Source organism: Nocardia sp. NPDC051911, from assembly GCF_040681035.1.
GTDB lineage: Bacteria > Actinomycetota > Actinomycetes > Mycobacteriales > Mycobacteriaceae > Nocardia > Nocardia sichangensis.
This window is the reverse complement of sequence record NZ_JBFAXY010000001.1, coordinates 191,397-206,565: the sequence shown is the minus strand read 5'-3', so window position 1 is coordinate 206,565 and position 15,169 is coordinate 191,397. Positions and strand designations below refer to the sequence as shown.

15 protein-coding genes are annotated in these 15,169 nt (G+C 67.8%); 10 read left to right on the top strand and 5 right to left on the bottom strand.

What is annotated here, in order from left to right; genetic code table 11:
- Positions 1-70: 70 nt before the first annotated feature.
- Both AB0L97_RS01160 and groL read left to right on the top strand, forming a co-directional pair.
- On the top strand, positions 71-364 hold the full coding sequence (locus AB0L97_RS01160) for a hypothetical protein (RefSeq protein WP_355071706.1): 294 nt from the start codon (positions 71-73) through the stop codon (positions 362-364).
- 212 nt (positions 365-576) lie between these two features.
- On the top strand, positions 577-2,202 hold the full coding sequence (groL, locus tag AB0L97_RS01155; RefSeq protein ID WP_364424505.1) for a chaperonin GroEL: 1,626 nt from the start codon (positions 577-579) through the stop codon (positions 2,200-2,202).
- 75 nt (positions 2,203-2,277) lie between these two features.
- On the opposite strand, the gene AB0L97_RS01150 is transcribed toward groL, so the two are convergent.
- Positions 2,278-3,276, bottom strand: a complete 999-nt coding sequence (locus AB0L97_RS01150; protein ID WP_364424503.1) for a superoxide dismutase — start codon at positions 3,274-3,276, stop codon at positions 2,278-2,280.
- A 122-nt stretch (positions 3,277-3,398) separates the two neighbouring features.
- Between AB0L97_RS01150 and AB0L97_RS01145 the strand changes: the two genes are divergently transcribed.
- Positions 3,399-3,851, top strand: a complete 453-nt coding sequence (locus tag AB0L97_RS01145; RefSeq protein WP_355071711.1) for a MarR family transcriptional regulator — start codon at positions 3,399-3,401, stop codon at positions 3,849-3,851.
- A gap of 60 nt (positions 3,852-3,911) precedes the next feature.
- On the opposite strand, the gene AB0L97_RS01140 is transcribed toward AB0L97_RS01145, so the two are convergent.
- Positions 3,912-5,030: an MFS transporter gene (locus tag AB0L97_RS01140; RefSeq protein ID WP_364424500.1), complete on the bottom strand. Its 1,119-nt coding sequence runs from the start codon at positions 5,028-5,030 to the stop codon at positions 3,912-3,914.
- Between the two features lie 100 nt (positions 5,031-5,130).
- On the opposite strand from AB0L97_RS01140, the gene AB0L97_RS01135 reads away from it, so the two are divergent.
- The gene (locus AB0L97_RS01135; protein WP_355071715.1) at positions 5,131-5,451 is read left to right on the top strand and encodes a helix-turn-helix transcriptional regulator; all 321 of its coding nucleotides are present in this window, start codon (positions 5,131-5,133) and stop codon (positions 5,449-5,451) included.
- A gap of 13 nt (positions 5,452-5,464) precedes the next feature.
- On the opposite strand, the gene AB0L97_RS01130 is transcribed toward AB0L97_RS01135, so the two are convergent.
- Complete coding sequence (locus tag AB0L97_RS01130; protein ID WP_355071716.1) at positions 5,465-6,148, bottom strand: ZIP family metal transporter; 684 nt, start codon at positions 6,146-6,148, stop codon at positions 5,465-5,467.
- 54 nt (positions 6,149-6,202) lie between these two features.
- On the opposite strand from AB0L97_RS01130, the gene AB0L97_RS01125 reads away from it, so the two are divergent.
- From AB0L97_RS01125 to AB0L97_RS01115, 3 genes are all read left to right on the top strand, one after another.
- Positions 6,203-7,027 carry an HAD-IIA family hydrolase gene (locus AB0L97_RS01125; RefSeq protein ID WP_355071718.1) on the top strand — a complete coding sequence of 275 codons (825 nt, stop codon included), beginning with the start codon at positions 6,203-6,205 and terminating at the stop codon, positions 7,025-7,027.
- 308 nt (positions 7,028-7,335) lie between these two features.
- Positions 7,336-7,968, top strand: coding sequence for a TetR/AcrR family transcriptional regulator (locus tag AB0L97_RS01120; protein WP_355071720.1), 633 nt, complete (start codon positions 7,336-7,338; stop codon positions 7,966-7,968).
- Between the two features lie 48 nt (positions 7,969-8,016).
- Entirely contained in the window at positions 8,017-8,874 is an 858-nt protein-coding gene (locus AB0L97_RS01115) for an alpha/beta fold hydrolase (protein WP_356962720.1), read from the top strand.
- Positions 8,875-8,895: 21 nt separating this feature from the next.
- On the opposite strand, the gene AB0L97_RS01110 is transcribed toward AB0L97_RS01115, so the two are convergent.
- Positions 8,896-10,953, bottom strand: coding sequence for a prolyl oligopeptidase family serine peptidase (locus tag AB0L97_RS01110; protein WP_364424496.1), 2,058 nt, complete (start codon positions 10,951-10,953; stop codon positions 8,896-8,898).
- 33 nt (positions 10,954-10,986) lie between these two features.
- Positions 10,987-11,529 (bottom strand): hypothetical protein, encoded by a 543-nt coding sequence (locus AB0L97_RS01105; RefSeq protein WP_364424494.1) that lies wholly within the window; start codon positions 11,527-11,529, stop codon positions 10,987-10,989.
- A gap of 222 nt (positions 11,530-11,751) precedes the next feature.
- Here AB0L97_RS01105 and AB0L97_RS01100 point away from each other — a divergent pair, with 222 nt between their 5' ends.
- The 3 genes from AB0L97_RS01100 (at position 11,752) to AB0L97_RS01090 (ending at position 15,038) form a co-directional block, all read left to right on the top strand.
- The gene (locus AB0L97_RS01100) at positions 11,752-12,726 is read left to right on the top strand and encodes a membrane dipeptidase (protein WP_364424492.1); all 975 of its coding nucleotides are present in this window, start codon (positions 11,752-11,754) and stop codon (positions 12,724-12,726) included.
- Positions 12,727-12,799: 73 nt separating this feature from the next.
- Positions 12,800-14,203: a dihydrolipoyl dehydrogenase gene (gene lpdA / locus AB0L97_RS01095; RefSeq protein WP_355071727.1), complete on the top strand. Its 1,404-nt coding sequence runs from the start codon at positions 12,800-12,802 to the stop codon at positions 14,201-14,203.
- A 127-nt stretch (positions 14,204-14,330) separates the two neighbouring features.
- Positions 14,331-15,038, top strand: a complete 708-nt coding sequence (locus AB0L97_RS01090) for a polysaccharide deacetylase family protein (RefSeq protein ID WP_364424489.1) — start codon at positions 14,331-14,333, stop codon at positions 15,036-15,038.
- Positions 15,039-15,169: the final 131 nt, after the last annotated feature.

The following is a 15,169-nucleotide window of genomic DNA, read 5'->3' as shown; positions in this document are numbered from 1 at the left end:
TCATCGTCGGCGCCGGGCGGCGCGAATCGTCCGGCCGAAGATGTGAACCACTGGCGGCTAAGCTATAGCAATGGCGGATGAAACGGATTCCGACCTAATAGCGGGGGAACGGCGCGCAGATCTGCTGCGCGCGCTTTCGTATGTGTCCACCGAGTCCCAACCGGACGGCAGCTACGTGGTGAACGGCGACCTGCCGCCCGACGTCGCCCCGCCGTTCATTCGCGCGATCATGCGGGTGGAGGCGGAGTTGCTGCTGCACGACGCCGAGCTCGTCACCGTCGAGGACGGCGAGCCCCGCACCCCGGAGGAACGCCGTACCGACGCGTTCGTCGCGCTGGTGCTCCGTGTCGACGACCGCCCCTAGCCCGCGCGGACCTTGCACTCGGCACCCCTGAGTGCTAAAAATGCTTTTGGCACTCTCGACCTGTGAGTGCCAGGTCGGGACGGTGAGACCGGGTTCCCTAGACACCCTCGGTCGTCCGTCGCGGGCACCGAACCTGGCCAGCGTAACTGGGGCGACCCAACCGGCGGTCGTCCTGTGTGTCAGCCATACACATGGAGGATCTCAACAACGCCATGGCCAAGACAATTGCGTATGACGAAGAGGCCCGCCGCGGCCTCGAGCGGGGTCTGAACAGCCTCGCCGACGCGGTCAAGGTGACGCTGGGCCCCAAGGGTCGCAACGTTGTCCTGGAGAAGAAGTGGGGCGCCCCCACGATCACCAACGATGGTGTGTCCATCGCCAAGGAGATCGAGCTGGAGGACCCGTACGAGAAGATCGGCGCCGAGCTGGTCAAGGAAGTCGCCAAGAAGACCGACGACGTCGCGGGCGACGGCACCACCACCGCGACCGTGCTCGCCCAGGCGCTGGTGCGCGAGGGCCTGCGCAACGTCGCGGCCGGCGCGAACCCGCTGGGCCTGAAGCGCGGCATCGAGAAGGCCGTCGAGGCCGTCACCGCCAAGCTGCTCGACACCGCCAAGGAGGTCGAGACCAAGGAGCAGATCGCCGCCACCGCCGGTATCTCGGCAGGCGACGCGTCCATCGGTGAGCTGATCGCCGAGGCCATGGACAAGGTCGGCAAGGAAGGCGTCATCACCGTCGAGGAGAGCAACACCTTCGGTCTCCAGCTGGAGCTCACCGAGGGCATGCGCTTCGACAAGGGCTACATCTCCGGCTACTTCGTCACCGACCCGGAGCGTCAGGAAGCGGTCCTCGAGGACCCGTACATCCTGCTGGTCGGCTCGAAGGTCTCCACCGTCAAGGACCTGCTGCCGCTGCTGGAGAAGGTCATCCAGGCGGGCAAGCCGCTGCTGATCATCGCCGAGGACGTCGAGGGCGAGGCCCTGTCCACCCTGGTGGTCAACAAGATCCGCGGCACCTTCAAGTCGGTCGCCGTGAAGGCTCCCGGCTTCGGTGACCGCCGCAAGGCTCAGCTGGCCGACATCGCCATCCTGACCGGTGGCGAGGTCATCAGCGAAGAGGTCGGCCTGTCGCTGGAGAACGCCGGCGTCGAGCTGCTCGGCCAGGCGCGCAAGGTCGTCGTCACCAAGGACGAGACCACCATCGTCGAGGGCGCGGGCGACGCGGAGGCGATCAAGGGCCGGGTCGCGCAGATCCGTACCGAGATCGAGAACTCCGACTCGGACTACGACCGGGAGAAGCTGCAGGAGCGTCTGGCCAAGCTGGCCGGCGGTGTCGCGGTGATCAAGGCGGGCGCGGCCACCGAGGTGGAGCTCAAGGAGCGCAAGCACCGCATCGAGGACGCCGTCCGCAACGCGAAGGCTGCCGTGGAGGAGGGCATCGTCGCCGGTGGTGGCGTGGCCCTGCTGCAGTCGGCTCCGGCGCTGGAGGAGCTGAAGCTCGCCGGTGACGAGGCCACCGGCGCGAACATCGTGAAGGTCGCGCTGTCGGCTCCGCTGAAGCAGATCGCGTTCAACGCGGGCCTCGAGCCCGGCGTGGTCGCCGAGAAGGTCGCCAACCTGCCCGCGGGTCACGGCCTGAACGCCGACTCGGGCGAGTACGAGGACCTGCTGGCCGCCGGTGTCGCCGACCCGGTCAAGGTCACCCGTTCGGCGCTGCAGAACGCGGCCTCGATCGCGGCTCTGTTCCTGACCACGGAGGCCGTTGTCGCCGACAAGCCGGAGAAGGCCGCCGCTCCCGCCGGCGACCCGACCGGTGGCATGGGCGGCATGGACTTCTGAGTCCGGCCACCCGGCAACACATTTCGAACCGGAAGCCGGTCCACCGCGAGGTGGGCCGGCTTCCGGCGTTCCGGGTCAGATTCCGTCGAGAGTGACGACGGTGAAAGGCGTCTTCGGGGTGCCGGGGGCCATCGGGCCGCCCTTGTCGAATTGGGAGGAGACGATCAGGATCCGGTCACCGGCGCGGGCCAGGGTGGTGGGGATGGACAGGGCTTCGTCGGTGCGTTGCTGCGCGAGCGTGGCCGTGGCGCCGTCGTCGGAGAGGGTCCAGCGGCTGATGGTGTTGGTCGTGTTGTGCGCGGCCCACAGGGTGTCGTCGCGCAGTTCCAGTCCGTCGCCCTGACGCAGATCGCCACCGCGCAAGGCCACCTTGCGGATCGGATTCGGGTCCGGAGTCAACGCGATGCGGTACAAGTCGCCGCGCGGCATGTCGACCGTGAGCAGATAGCGGCCTGCCGGATCGGCGACGATGCCGTTGAGGCTGAAGCCGCCCGGCTCGATCGGCGGCAGCGCGGAGTGCAGGTCGAACCGTGGGGTCAGTTCGGCTCGCCCACCCTGCGCTCTGGCGGCGGCCAGTTGATCGGGTGTCACGCGATAGACGAGCGCGCGTGTGCTGTCGGTCAGATACGCCGTGCCGTCCGGGGTGATGGCGAGATCGTTCACGAAGCGGGGCTCGCTTCCGGGCACGGTGAAGTCGGCGAGCAGCGCGCGGGTCGCGATGTCGTACACCGCGACGCCGGTTGTCGAGTCGGTCACCCACAGCCGTCCGGCCGTGTCGACTTTCAACCCGTTGGCGGTCTTGTGGTTGTTCGCGCCTTCGGGGAGGAAGATCTCGGCTCGGTGCGCGTTTTGCGTCGCGCGATAGACGGCGCCGGTGGTGTAGGAGCCGACGTAGCTGTCTCCCGTCCGCGCGTCCACCGCGATGCCCTCGGGGTAGGCCCGGTCGCCCGGCAGTTCGTAGGCGGTGTGGACGGCAGTGTTCGGTTCGTCGCTGGTGCCGCAGGCGACGAGCGGGAGGCAGGCGCTGACTGCGGCCAGGATCGACAGCAGGCGGAGGGGTAGTGCGTGGGGCATCGATTACCTCTTAGAGATCATGCATGCAAATGTGCTCACATCAATTATCTTGCTCGAATCTAAGTTAGAACTCTAATATCAGTCAAGACTGAAACAAGAAGACGTGCGGATACCATGCGCTTATGACGTCGATGCCCGCCGCCGAACGGATCGGCTCGTACCTCAAACGGGCCGAGCAGTCCCTCAACACGGCCAAGAACGCCGCGTTGAAACCGGCGGGCGTCACCGTGCCCCAATACGCCGCGCTGCTGTTCCTCGCCGAGAATCCCGGTATCTCCGCCGCCGCCCTGGCCCGGCTCTGCGGCGTCACCCCGCCCTCGATGAACACCGTGCTGGGCAATCTGCAGGACCGCGGGCTCATCGAGCGCACCCCGCACCCGTGGCACAAGAACGTCCTGGAGACCACGTTGACCGAGAAGGGCGCGGCGGTCATGCGCGACGCGGACGCCCGCGCCGTCCGAGTCGAACGCGCCTTGGCCGAAGAATTCACCGACGCCGAGCGAGCCTCTTTGCAGGACTTGCTGACTCGCTGTGCCGACCGATTGGACTCGATCCGCCCCGGCCCTGCCGCTTAGTCGCCGGTAGCGGGGCACGCGGTATGGCGAGTGCCCCGCCCGATCCCGGCGACGGGTAGCTCATGCCGGAACTGGAGCCCTGGTGGGGGATTGGGTCTTCTGGAGCGCGAGGGCGAGGGCGAGGCATGCGATGAGCGTGGAGGTCCACGGGAGCCACTGGCTGCCGGAGGAATCCAGCACGGTCGCACCGATGATCGACCCGATTCCCGCGCCGAGGTAGATGGCCGATCCGTTCAAGCCGAGGGCGACGGTGGGCGCGTCATGGGCGATGCCGAACAGCCGATGCTGTTGCGGAACCAGGATCGCCGAACCGAACAGTCCGGTGATGGCGAGCACCACGAACACCGCCCACGCGGCATGTACGGCCACGCCGAGCAGTGCGAGGCCGACCAGCGCGCCCGCGAGTCCCACCGTCAGCGTGCGCTGCGGGCCGTAGCGGTCGACCGCCCGCCCGGCCTGAGCGTTGCCGATCACCTGGCCGATGCCCATGGCCAGCAACAGCCAGGCGAGCATGTTCTGCGGCACCGATGCCGCGACCACCACGGGCAGGTAGACGATGGTGGTGTAGACGGCGGTGATCTGCGTTGTCGTCACGATCAGCACCCGCAGCACCGGCGGACGGGTCAGCACGCCGATCCGGGCGCGCAGTCCCGTGCTCGGCAGGGTCACCCGTGGCAGTAGCAATACCAGCAGCGCGGCGATGGCTCCGCCGAGCGCGATGCCCCACAGCACGCCGCGCCAGCCGATCCAGCGCTCGGCGAAGATGCCGATCGGCACGCCCGCGACGCTGGACAGCGTGATGCCCGCCGTCACGATCGCCAGTGCCCGCCCCCGATGGGCTTCATCGGCGACGACGCCGGCGACGGCGTACGCGTTGGCCTGGAAGGCCGCCGCCCCGATGGCCGCGACGACGCGCGCCGCGGCCATGACGCCGAAGCTCTCCCCGGCGGCCTGCCCGATCATGCCGACCACGAAGAGCGCGGTGCCGCCACCGAGCAGCACGCGGCGATCCCAGGACCCGGTCGCCGCCGCGATCAGCGGTGCGGCGATGGCGTAGGTCCAGGCGAAGATCGTGGTCAGCTGCCCGGCGGTGGACACGGAGACGTGCAGATCGGCGGCGATCAGCGGAAGCAGGCCGCTGAGTACGAAGCCGTCGGTGCCGAGCACGAAAGTGCCCACGGCGAGCGGGAGGAGCGACCGGTAGAGATTATTTGATGGTTGTCGAAACATCATAGGATGAGCGTGAGATACAATTCGATTGTTGTCAAATGATCGGGGAATGGAGATGCGTACGCTGCCGCAGCCGAGTACCGCCGACATCGATCTGGTCCGCGTGCTGAGCGCGCTCGCCGACCCGGTGCGCCTGGAACTGGTGCGCGCGCTCGCCGGGGAACGGGAACCGTTGAGCTGCAATGTCCGAGAGTTCGATGTGGAGATCACGGCGGCCACCGCCTCGCACCACTGGAAGGTGCTGCGGGACGCGGGCGTCACGATGACGTTCGTCTCCGGCCGCAATCGGCTGGTCGCGCTACGGCGCGAAGATTTGAATCAGCGCTTCCCCGGCCTGCTGGACGCGGTCATCAGCGGCGCGCGGCGCTGACGACCGCCGCCGGTCAGCGCAAGATGAAAGCCACGAGAAACCCGGCCGCCGTGGCCATTCCGACCCACCAGCCGCCTTCTCGGTAGGCCTCCGGCATCAGTGAGTCGGCCAGTACCGCGATCGTGGCACCGCCGGCGAACGCTTGCACCGCGCCGATGTGGGTCTCGGACAAGTTGTCCGACAACGCGTTTCCGAGCATCGTGACCAGTACGAGCACCGCGCCGGTCGCCGTCCACAGCCAGAGGGCGCGGTGCCGCGCCACGCCGTGCTGGTCGCGCATCAGCGCGGCTCCGCTGATCGCCTCGGGCACGTTACCCACGGCCACTGCCACCAGCAGCACCAGTCCGCCGCCACCGGTCAGTGTGACGCCGAGCGCCGTGTTCTCCGGGACGCCGTCCAGCACCGCGCCCAGCATCAGCGCCCAGCCGAGCGCGCGGGGACCGAGCTTGTTCTCGATGAGGTGATCGGCTACCACGTAGACCCCCGCGCCCGCGAGCAGCGCGATCGCGGCGATCGTCGCGTTCTGGCGAAAGGCGGGCTCGAACAGCTCGGTGGACACCGCCGCGATCATCGTGCCCGCGCCGAAGGCCATCAGGGAGGCGAGCACCGCCTTGGGCAGTTGCCACCGCGACCCGATGGCAGCGCCCAAGACCAGCGGCACGGCCGTGCCGAGTCCGTAGAGCAGCGCCTTCATCATGGGAACACCCTAAGTCGGCATGCCGGGCCATCGGGTCGGTCGTACGCTGAAACCATGCCTGACCGCGTCCGGATCCGAGGCGTGCTCTACGACATCGACGGCGTCCTGGTGACCTCCTGGCGGGAGATCGCGGGCGCCGCCGCAGCGGTGCGCCGGATCCGGGAGAGCGGACTGCGCCGGGCGTTTCTGACCAACACCACTTCGCGTACCTGCGCCGAGATCGCGGAACGCCTGTGCGGCGCGGGTATCGAGGTCGAACCCGCCGAGATCGTCACCGCCGCAAGACTCACCGCCGAGTTCGTGCGCGGGCGCTACCCCGGCGCCGCCGTCTGGGTGCTCAACCACGGCGACATCGATGCCGACCTCGCCGGTCTCCGGCTCGACGAGGAACATCCGGACGTGGTCGTGATCGGCGGCGCGGGAGCGGAATTCACCCATGCCGCACTGAGTCGAGTGGCGGAACTGATGCTGGACGGCGTGCCCGTCGTCGCCATGCACAGCGGACTGACCTGGGCGACCGCGGACGGATTGCGTATCGACGCGGGGGCGTATCTGCCCGGCTTGGAGGCGGCGGGCAATGCCCGCATCGAGGTGGTGGGCAAGCCCGCGGCCCCCGGTTTCCGGACCGCCGCGGGGCTGATGCGCCTCGAGCCGGCGGAGGTCGTGATGATCGGTGACGATCTGTACTCGGATGTGCTTGCGGCGCAGGACGTCGGGTTGACCGGCGTGCTGGTGCGCACCGGCAAATTCCGGCCGGGCGTGCTGGCGTCGGCCGACCGCGCGCCGGATCACGTCATCGATTCCGTGGTCGATCTGCCGGAATTGCTGGGCGGTTCGGTGGGAGCCGGCGAACTCGCCGTAACCGACGAATCGGAATGAAACAAAAAATTCTACAGTTTCCCTCTAAAATTGCCCGCAAGCGCGACGCTGCTAGGTATCGTCTGTTCCGGCAAATAGCCAGTGACAAGAAATCTCCTACGGCCCAGATCGGAGTTGCCGAATGCTCGATCCGTGGAAAAGAGTGCTTGTGCGCAAGCTACTATGGTCGCCGGGCTTCTGTCCGGCGACCATTTGATGAGGTAGCAACTGCTCAGCCAACTTTCGGCTAACCGTAGATTGGTCGAGGGTTGTAACGAAGGGCCCGATCCGTGACGATGAGTTCGGGCCCTTCTGTATTGTCTGCCCCAATGTCACAGGATGCGAATACGGGTCGAATGTATGCCGGGCAACCCGTGGAGGACCGGCAACGTCAGCGGCGTGCGCGTTTTCTGGAGTCAGGCCTGACGGTCTTCGCGCGGGACGGCTACGCCAACAGTTCGGTCGGCGCCATATGCAAGGACGCCGGACTCTCCTCGCGACAGTTCTACGAGGAGTTCACCGGGCGCGAGTCCCTGCTCCTAGAGCTGTACGAGCAGATCGACCGGGAGTCGCGGGACGCCGTGAAGAAAGCGTTGGACGCGAAGTCCGGCGCGAAGGCCCTGGACGTCATCGACGCCGCGGTTCGCGCCTACGTCGAATCCATCGGTTCCGATCCGCGCAAGGCACGCGTCGCCCTGGTGGAAGTGGTCGGCGCGGGCCCGAAGGTGGAAAAGTTCCGTCTCGCGGTGCGCCGGGAGTGGGGTTCGCTGCTGGCCGGCGCTGCCGAAGACGCCGCCCTGCACGGTGAGATACCCGCGGGCGACTACGAAATGCGGATGCTCGCCATCATCGGCGGTGTCAACTATGTGGTCGACTCGTGGAGCGGCGCGGAGCCGCGCCCGCCGCTCGATGACGTGATCCGGGTGCTCAGCAGGGTGATCATCGGCGCGGTCCGCGCATAGCGTCCCGGCCTGCGGGATCGGGCGCGATGAGCGCGGTAACGTGCGGGGATGCAAACAGTTCCGATCCAGATGCCGGACGGCACAACGGTCCCGGTGCGGTTGATCCCCGCCGGGGGGCCGCACCGGCACGCGGTGGGTCCGGACACGCCGCGACCGGTGCTGGTGATCGTGCCCGGGCTCGGCGTTCCGGGGGGCTACTACGAACTGTTCGCCTCGGGACTGGCCGCGCGCGGGTTCGACGTGGCCATCGGCGAGCTGCGCGGCAACGGCGACAGCAGGCCGAAGCCGAGCTCCGCCAGCACCTTCGGCTACCACGAACTGGTCTCGGTGGACTTCCCGGCGATCTTCGAGGTGGTCCGCGAGCAGTTTCCGGACAGCACGCCGTACCTGCTCGGTCACAGCATGGGCGGCCAGCTCGGCGTCATGTACGCCGCGCGCGTCCGTGGCAGGCTCGGCGGGCTGATCCTGGTCGCCTCCGGCACCCCCTATTACCGTGGCTATCGGGGACTTTCGGGTCCGGGCATGCTGGTCGGCACCGCGGCGATCTCGCTGACGGCCAACCTGGCCGGCTTCTGGCCCGGTGACCGTGTCTCGATGGGTTTCGGCCGCCAGTCCAAGGTGCTGATCTCCGACTGGGCCCGGCTGGCGCGCACCGGCCGGTTCGTTCCGGTCGGCGCGGACATCGACTACGAGGAGCGCATCGCGCGGCTGAAACTCCCGGTGCTGTCCATCACGATCACCGGCGACGACCTCACCCCGCCCAGCTCCGCCGAGCATCTGCTGGAGAAGCTGCCCAACGCGGAGGTGACGCGCTGGCGCCAGCCGGAACCACTGGGCCACAACGGCTGGATCCGGCAGTACACCAGCACCGTCGACCAGATCGAGAAGTGGTTGCGCGACCGCTGAGCGTTGCTCCGCGTCGATCCGTCAGCCGCGTCGTTCGATCAGCATCTGGGTGAAGAACTCGTAGATCAGCGCCGCCTGGAAGGCCGACTGCTTGTTGTCGGCCGCGCCGCCGTGGCCGCCTTCGATGTTCTCGTGGTACCAGAACTCGTGGCCCTGCTCCTCGAGCAGGGCGGCCATCTTGCGGGCATGGCCGGGGTGCACCCGGTCGTCCCTGGTCGAGGTAGTGAGCAGGATCGGCGGATAGGCGCGGTCGGCGTGCGCGTTCTGGTAGGGCGAGTACTTGCCGATGTACTCCCATTCCTCCGGTTTGTCCGGGTCACCGTACTCGGCCATCCACGAAGCGCCCGCGAGCAGCAGGTGGTAGCGCTTCATATCCAGCAGCGGCACCTGGCAGACGATGGCGCCGAACAATTCGGGGTAGCGGGTCAGCATCACACCCATGAGCAGTCCGCCGTTGCTGCCGCCCACCGCGCCGAGCTGGTCCGCGGTGGTGATGCCGCGCGCGACGAGGTCTTTCGCGATCGAGGAGAAGTCCTCGTACACCTTGTGCCGGTTCGCTTTCTGCACCGAGGTGTGCCACTGCGGTCCGTACTCGCCGCCGCCACGGATGTTCGTCATCACCCACGTCCCGCCGCGCTCCAACCAGCCCATGCCGGACGCGCCGCTGTATGCGGGGGTTCGGGACACTTCGAAACCGCCGTAGCCGGAAATCACCGTCGGCCCCGGCGCGGCCTTCCGGTCACGATGGCGGATCACGAAGTACGGCACCGGCGTGCCGTCGTCGGATGTGGCGAAGAACTGCTCGGTCTCCACCCCGTCGGCGTCGAAGAATCCGGGTTCCTGTTTGAGCCGCTCGGTGCGCCCACCGACGGCACTGGCCAGCAGCGTCGCCGGGGTGGTGAAGCCGCTGGTGTTGAGCATGAACTCGTCGCCGCTCTCCAGCGGGTCGAGATTCAGGACGCTGGTGGTGGCCATCGGTGGGGTATCGGCAAGCGGCTCGCGGCGCCAGCCGTCGGATCCCGGCGTCAGCACGTAGAGCTTGGTCTGCACGTCCTCGAGCGTGACCAGCAGCAGGTGGTTCTCGGTCCAGCCGTAGCCGTGCAGCGAGGTGTGCGCGTCCGGGGTGAAGATCACCTCGAATTCCCGTGCGCCGGAGAGGAACTTCTCGAAGTCGATGGCCAGCAGCGCGCCCGCGGGATAGCTCGTGCCGCCGACCTCCCACGGCGACTTCAGCCGCACCAGCAGCCAGTCCTTGTACCAGGACTCACTGGCGTCGGTGGGGATGTCGAGGTGCCGCAGGGCGCCGTCGTCCTCCAACAGGTAGACCTCTTCGTTGAAGAAGTCGGTGGCGCGGCCGACGTAGTGCCGTTCGTAACCCGGCGTGCGGTCGTAACCCGCCGAGACCGCGACATCGCCGCTCTCGCCCTCGAAGACGGTGGTCGCCTCCTCCAGCGCGGTACCGCGCCGCCAGCGTTTCGCGATGCGCGGATATCCCGAATCGGTCAGTGTGCCAGGGCCGAAGTCGGTGCCCACGTACACCGAGTCGATGTCGATCCAGCGGATCTCCGACTTGGCCTCGGGCAGGAAGAACCCGCCATCGGCCGGATCGAGGAACACCCTGCGCTCCATGTCGAACTCGCGGACGACCTTCGCGTCCGCGCCGCCGCGCGACAGGCTGATCAGCGCGCGGGACTGTTCCGGGCGCAGCACCGCCGCGCCGCCCCACACCCAGTTCTCGTCCTCGTCGGCGGCCACCGCGTCCAGGTCGATCAGCACGTCCCAGTCCGGCGCGTCCTCGGCGTACTCGGCGAACGTGGTGCGCCGCCAGAGGCCGCGCGGATGCTGGGCATCCCGCCAGAAGTTGTAGAGCCAGGGCCCGCGGCGGGATGGGTAGGCGATCTTGGTGTCGGTGTCGAGCATGTCGAGGATGCGTCGCTCCAGGTCGCGGAAGCGATCGGAGTCGGCGAACCGGGCGCGCACGACCGTGTTGTGCGCGCGAGCCCAGTCCAGAGCGCGCTCGCCGGTCACTTCTTCCAGCCAGAGGTAGGGATCGGTCACATTCCGCTCAACGCCGCTCATCCCCACATTGTTGCCGAGCCGCGCGGCGCGGGGTCACCAGGAGTGCGCTACATCGATCACGATGCGCGATCCGCTGCCCGGCCCGGCCAGGGTGGACACCTGGAACGGCAATCGCGCGCGCGTGCCCAATCCGACGTTGGTCTGACCTTCGAAGGAACCGGCCCAGGCCACCTGGCGGAAGGTCCGGTAGTCCCGCACGTCGGCGAGTTCGGCCCGATTCGCGGGGGTGTAGGTGGGGTTGAACGCGTCGTCGTAGGCCGGGGCGTAGACGGCGATGCTCAGGAACGCGCCGCCGCGCAGCGTGACGGGTGCGCCGGAGCCGTCCATGACCACTCGCTCGACGTAGCCGACGTGATAACCGGTCACCGGACCGGCGATGTCGAGCACCAGGCGGTCGAAGCAGTCGTGCCGTCCGGCGCGGATCCCGGTCAGCTGCGTGAGCATCCGGGCTCGGCTCACCTTGGGTATCGAACCCCAGCCGGAGGCGCACGCCGGGGCGGCGGAAGCCGGGGCGGGGGCGACGAAAAGACCGGCGAGGGTCACGAAGGAGACGAACAGGAGAAGCAAGCGACGCATGGTCGCACCGCCTTCGGGCACAGGAGGGATTGATGTATAACATGCATCGGTCCAGGTGGATGCCTCGTTACCGGTGGGTGAGGGCGAAAAGTGTTGGCGGTCGCGGCAACTCGGTCACGGCACGGCGGCTCGGCGGCCCGGCGTTCGCTGCGCGCCTGTGCTCGCTCGGCGCCAACAGTAGGATCGCTGCTCCGAGGCTGGATCCGACCAGGAGGTTCGAGGTTGCCGCCCTTTCTCTGGGAACAGCACTGCTGTCTGCCGCTGTCGCCCGCCGCGCGCATCGGCGACCTCGCGCGCTACCCGGCCGGATCGTATCTGTCGGTGAACGTCGGCTACTCCCGGCAATCGACCGCGGACTCCATGGCGCTGCTGGATCGATTCCGCCGGGATGCCATGGCGGACGGTCGGTTCCGCCTCGTCGAGACCGTGGCGGACATCGGGGCCGCGGACACCATCGCGCTGGCCTTCGATCTGGAGGACGCCGGGCCGCTGGGCGGCGACCTGGACAACGTCGCTCGCTTCTACGACCTCGGCGTGCGGTCGTTGCTGCCCGCCTACAACCACGCCAACGCCGCGGGCTGCGGCTGCCTGGACACCGTGGACACCGGGCTGACCGGTTACGGGCGCGATCTCGTTCACGCGTTGAACGAAGTCGGCATGTTCGCCGACGGTTCGCACTGTTCCCGGCGCACCGGGCTGGAGCTGGCCGAGCTGAGCGTTGTCCCGATGATCTACAGCCACTCCAATTTCGCCGCGCTGTGGGACCACCCGCGCAACATCACCGACGACCAAGCGCGCGCCTGCGCCGCGACCGGCGGTGTCATCGGCATCAACGGCGTCGGCATCTTCCTCGGCCGCAACGCGCCCCACGAGCGCGCCGAGCGGATCGCGGCGATGGCCCGCCACATCGAGTACGGCGTCGAGCTCGTCGGGATCGAACACATCGGCATAGGTTCGGACTACTCCTTCGACGCCGACGACTTCAACGCCGAACTACAGCAGAACCCCGAGGCCTTCTCCGAGGCGTACACCCAATGGGGGCCCCTGCACTGGACTCCGCCCGAAGACCTCCTCGGCCCCTCCGAAGTCCCCACCCTCGACGCGGCCCTCTCCCAGCGTGGCTTCACCTCCGCCGACCGAGCCGCGATCTTCGGTGAAAACTTCCGCCGCGTCGCCCGTCAGGTCTGGCGTAGCTGACGGGTGTGGCCCACGCCTCACTGTGGTGGGGGATGGGTGGGTGAACTACCCGCTGCGGAGTTAGGCTCGGGTCGTGACTTCCCACTACGATGTCGTCGTTCTCGGCGCTGGTCCCGGCGGATACGTCGCCGCTATCCGCGCCGCTCAACTCGGCCTGCGAACAGCGATCGTCGAGCAGAAATACTGGGGTGGTGTGTGCCTCAACGTCGGCTGCATCCCGTCCAAGGCGCTGCTGCGCAACGCCGAGCTCGCCCACATCTTCACCAAGGAGGCGAAGACCTTCGGCATCTCCGGTGAGGTGAACTTCGACTTCGGGGTCGCCTTCGACCGCAGCCGCAAGGTCGCCGACGGCCGGGTCAAGGGCGTCCACTTCCTGATGAAGAAGAACAAGATCGACGAGTTCGACGGCAAGGGCACCTTCACCGGCCCGAACTCGCTCTCGGTCGAGCTCACCAAGGGCGGCACTGAGTCGATCACCTTCGACAACGCGATCATCGCGGCGGGTACCGTCACCAAGCTGCTGCCCGGCACTCAGCTCAGCGCCAACGTGGTCACCTACGAGGAGCAGATCCTCACCCGTGACCTGCCCGGCTCGATCCTCATCGTCGGCGCCGGCGCGATCGGCATGGAGTTCGGCTACGTCCTGAAGAACTACGGCGTCGACGTGCGCATCGTGGAGTTCCTCGATCGCGCGCTGCCGAACGAGGACGCGGACGTCTCCAAGGAGATCACCAAGCAGTACAAGAAGCTCGGCATCACCATCACCACCGGTGCGGCCGTGCAGTCCATCGAGGACGACGGCGCCAAGGTCACCGTCGCGATCAAGGACAACAAGACCGGGTCGATCGAGACCGTCACCGTGGACAAGGTGCTGCAGGCCGTCGGCTTCGCCCCGCGCGTCGACGGCTACGGCCTGGAGACCACGGGCGTCGTGGTCACCGACCGGGGCGCGATCGGGATCGACGACTACATGCGCACCAACGTGCCGCACATCTACGCGATCGGCGACGTCACCGGGAAACTGCAGCTCGCGCACGTCGCGGAGGCCCAAGGCGTGGTCGCGGCCGAGACCATCGCGGGCGCGGAGACCGTTCCCCTCGGCGACTACCGGATGATGCCGCGCGCCACCTTCTGCCAGCCGCAGGTCGCCAGCTTCGGCCTGACCGAGCAGCAGGCCCGTGACGAGGGCTACGACGTGAAGGTCGCGACCTTCCCGTTCACCGCGAACGGCAAGGCCCACGGCCTCGGCGACCCGACCGGTTTCGTCAAGCTCGTCGCCGACGCCAAGTACGGCGAGCTGATCGGCGGGCACCTCATCGGCCCGGACGTCTCCGAACTGCTGCCCGAACTCACCCTCGCGCAGAAGTGGGACCTGACGGTCAACGAGCTGACCCGCAACGTCCACACTCACCCGACGCTCAGCGAGGCCCTCCAGGAAGCCTTCCACGGCTTGGCCGGCCACATGATCAACTTCTGATCCCTTCGCGTCGAAAGGGCGTGCGGTCGATGATCGCACGCCCTTTTTCGCTATCCGGCAGGGGTTTCCGCGCCGGTAGGGCCGTCGGTGGTCGGCATCGGTGCGAGCGTTCTGCTATACAGCGTGCATGTTTCGCAGGTGGCTGATCGGAAGTGTGCCGGTGCTCGTCGTGGTGGTGCTGCTGGGGACGGGCACCTTCTACCTGATGAAGGCGCGCACCTTCCAGTTGGCCGGTCACGTGGTCAGCCGGGTGGACACCGACGCGCGGGTAGTCGCGCTGACCTTGGACGACGGGCCGTCCGATCGCGCGCCCGAGGTGCTGAAAGTCCTCGCCGACGCGCAGGTTCCGGCGACCTTCTACCTGAACGGGCGTGATCTCGCCGAACACCCGGAGTACGGCCGGGCGATCGCCGCGGCGGGCCACGAGATCGGCAATCACACCTATTCGCATCGGCGGATGGTCTTCGTGACGCCCGGCACGGTCCGCGACGAAGTGGAGCGCACGGACACCGAGATCATGCAGACGGGTTACGTGGGCCCGATCACCTTCCGTCCGCCTTACGGCAAGAAGTTGTGGGAGCTGCCGCATTATCTCGCCGAGCACAACCGCGTCACCGTGACCTGGGACGTCGAGCCCGATTCCGGCCGGGCCGGCGTTACCGCGGACGACATCGTCGCCGAGACGCTCGGCAAGGTCCGCCCCGGGTCGATCGTTCTGCTGCATGTCATGCACGGCAACGCGGAGCCCTCGATCGCCGCCATCCCGCGCATCGTCACCGAATTGCGTGCCGCGGGATACCAATTCGTCACGGTGTCCGATCTCATGTCCCGCTGATCCGACCGGCCCGGCGCACTGGCCGTCGTCGACGGCGGTCGATGCGCGGGGCTGCCGGGCGACGGCGGATTTCGCAGCCCGCGCCGACCGCGGAGCCGAGCCGGTCGGCGGCGCGGCGAGGTCCGGTCGGC

Coding starts and splice junctions, on each gene's coding strand:
- AB0L97_RS01160 (WP_355071706.1), top strand. CDS start 71: ATGGCGGATGAAACGGATTCCGACCTAATAGCGGGGGAACGGCGCGCA.
- groL (WP_364424505.1), top strand. CDS start 577: ATGGCCAAGACAATTGCGTATGACGAAGAGGCCCGCCGCGGCCTCGAG.
- AB0L97_RS01150 (WP_364424503.1), bottom strand. CDS start 3,276: ATGCCCCACGCACTACCCCTCCGCCTGCTGTCGATCCTGGCCGCAGTC.
- AB0L97_RS01145 (WP_355071711.1), top strand. CDS start 3,399: ATGACGTCGATGCCCGCCGCCGAACGGATCGGCTCGTACCTCAAACGG.
- AB0L97_RS01135 (WP_355071715.1), top strand. CDS start 5,131: ATGGAGATGCGTACGCTGCCGCAGCCGAGTACCGCCGACATCGATCTG.
- AB0L97_RS01130 (WP_355071716.1), bottom strand. CDS start 6,148: ATGATGAAGGCGCTGCTCTACGGACTCGGCACGGCCGTGCCGCTGGTC.
- AB0L97_RS01125 (WP_355071718.1), top strand. CDS start 6,203: ATGCCTGACCGCGTCCGGATCCGAGGCGTGCTCTACGACATCGACGGC.
- AB0L97_RS01120 (WP_355071720.1), top strand. CDS start 7,336: ATGTCACAGGATGCGAATACGGGTCGAATGTATGCCGGGCAACCCGTG.
- AB0L97_RS01115 (WP_356962720.1), top strand. CDS start 8,017: ATGCAAACAGTTCCGATCCAGATGCCGGACGGCACAACGGTCCCGGTG.
- AB0L97_RS01110 (WP_364424496.1), bottom strand. CDS start 10,953: ATGAGCGGCGTTGAGCGGAATGTGACCGATCCCTACCTCTGGCTGGAA.
- AB0L97_RS01105 (WP_364424494.1), bottom strand. CDS start 11,529: ATGCGTCGCTTGCTTCTCCTGTTCGTCTCCTTCGTGACCCTCGCCGGT.
- AB0L97_RS01090 (WP_364424489.1), top strand. CDS start 14,331: ATGTTTCGCAGGTGGCTGATCGGAAGTGTGCCGGTGCTCGTCGTGGTG.